Annotated in this window: 2 protein-coding genes; both read left to right on the plus strand. The window is 32.2% G+C overall.

Annotated elements, in window-relative coordinates; translation table 11 throughout:
* Window positions 1–101 (plus strand): helix-turn-helix domain-containing protein (locus tag T489_RS15535; RefSeq protein WP_369791982.1); only part of this gene is annotated, 101 nt, incomplete at its 5' end.
* 315 nt (window positions 102–416) lie between these two features.
* Window positions 417–1,979 carry a phosphoethanolamine transferase gene (locus T489_RS0112195; protein WP_084155527.1) on the plus strand — a complete coding sequence of 521 codons (1,563 nt, stop codon included), beginning with the start codon at window positions 417–419 and terminating at the stop codon, window positions 1,977–1,979.
* The last annotated feature ends 231 nt before the right edge of the window (window positions 1,980–2,210 follow it).

Here is a 2,210-nt window from a genome sequence, read left to right on the forward strand (position 1 = left end):
AACTTTCTAAACAAGGACAGTCAATCAGGGGAATAGCCAGAAAATTAGGAATTTCAAGGCAATCTGTTCGCAAATACATGAACGTAACGGCAAGTATGTAAATCTCCTTACTAAATCTGATTTTTTAAACAAGATAACGGATATTACAAAACTACCGGTTAAGTCAGCTGTTTTAACACAGAAGCAGTATGAAAAAATCATGAATTACCGGTTCAAATAATCCATATTTATCCATGATAAATTACGAGGCAAATTCTTTAGAATTTTTAAAATTCTCACAAGAATTTTCCGATAAATTCGAAAGTCAGGTTTGATAAAAAAATTAATATAAGCTATGATAACAACTATTTGTTAATAATTGGGAAACGTCACTTAAATCAGGTGTATTAAGAGTAAACATAGCATTTGTAAGAAATATGAAAACAAGAGTTACAACAATGGTGAGGATTTTTATTCGTAAACATAAAAATCTTGCTTATATTTTATATTATTCTTTCTTTGTATTTTTTCTTTATAGATTAAGTGTTATCACTATTCGCGGAACAGGCCAATCTAAAACAATAATTTGTGCCTCATGGCTTACAGTGATTTTCTTTTTTGTTTTTAGCAATAAATCATTAAAATGGTGGATAGGATTTCCAATTGTTCTTATCGCTTGTCTTTACGCCCCAGTCGCCGCTAAGTACGGCCCCCCAAATTATTACCTATTAGGTTCTTTATTGGGAACAGACTCACAGGAAATAAAAGATTATATCTCAATAATAGAGTTAAGAGATTATCTAATATCTATCAAAATTATTACATACTTCGTTGTAACTATATTAATTAGCAGAATGAAGTACCTCTTCAAGATTCAATGGATGAATAAGTTACCACGAACTAACTATCAGGCAATTATTATTGCACTTTTAATAATAGTTGTTCCACCTCTTGATTTTTTTCATAATGTATACAATGCATACAATGAACTTAATGTCATGTCAAATAAGATGCTGCCACAGGACTGGCAGATTACTTCAGTATCTCCAAAATACAAAGATTATGTTCTTGTGATAGGAGAGTCTGCAAGAAGAGATTACATGCATTTGTACGGATACCCTATTCCAAATACACCATTTTTTGATTCTATAGAAAAAGAAGTATTATCAAACATCACTGCATCAGATTTTAATACCATATCATCACTTACAAAGACATTAAATCTAATTGATAAGAATAACCGTAATTACAAATATGGCCAACATATAATATCTTTAGCAAAATCAGCGGGATTTGAAACTTTTTGGTTAAGTAACCAAGGAAGAAACGGTCTTTATGATACCCCAGTATCTAAGATTGCAATTGAATCAGAACATGTAATTTTTCTAAAAAACGGCACGTTTGATGATACCCCCTTCTCAGACTCCGATCTTCTCCCTTTTTTTAAGTCATACATTGAACAATCACCCACAGTTCCCTATCGCCTGTTTGTTCTTCATCTTATGGGATCGCACATAGATCCTTGTAGTCGAGTTATTAATTATTCAAAAAAACTTCACTTCGAACACAACAAACATAATAAACAAATTGAATGTTATATTAATTCTATTAAGCAAACTGATGAATTATTGGGAGAACTTTATAATATATTGCAAAACAACAAGGAACATAGTGGAAGAAGTTTTTCCATGTTCTACTTTTCTGATCATGCACTGAGTTATGACAAACACAAGAAGGTTTTTACATATGAACCTAATAGAATTAAACAATATGAAATCCCTTTTGTAAAAATATCTTCAGATACCCAAAAAAATACTATATATACCTCTCGAAAAAGTGCTATATATTTCTTCGAAGAATTTGCACATTGGATCGGCGTAAAGAGCAAACTATTTGAAGATATGACTTTATTTTCCGACAAAATTTATACAGATATTGTGATTGATGGCATAACTGCAAATGATAAAGAAGATGATAAGGCCTTAGATTTATCAAAATAATCTATCCTAATTCACACAGTCGGAGATGTCTATAACAGCTTCCGAGGACTAATCCAATAAATCTTAAAAACTCACTGTGGTAGTAGCACAGTGAGTTTTTGATATTGTAAAGGATTAGTCCTCGGAAGCTGTTTCAGCCTGACGCAGGTCTTCCAGATTATTTGACCTGCAGTCTGCGGGAACCTTGTCTGACCACGGCAGAAGATGACTCATGTTGCTGAGTACGTTCTT

The organism is Ruminobacter sp. RM87, assembly GCF_000701925.1.
Lineage (GTDB): Bacteria > Pseudomonadota > Gammaproteobacteria > Enterobacterales > Succinivibrionaceae > Ruminobacter > Ruminobacter amylophilus.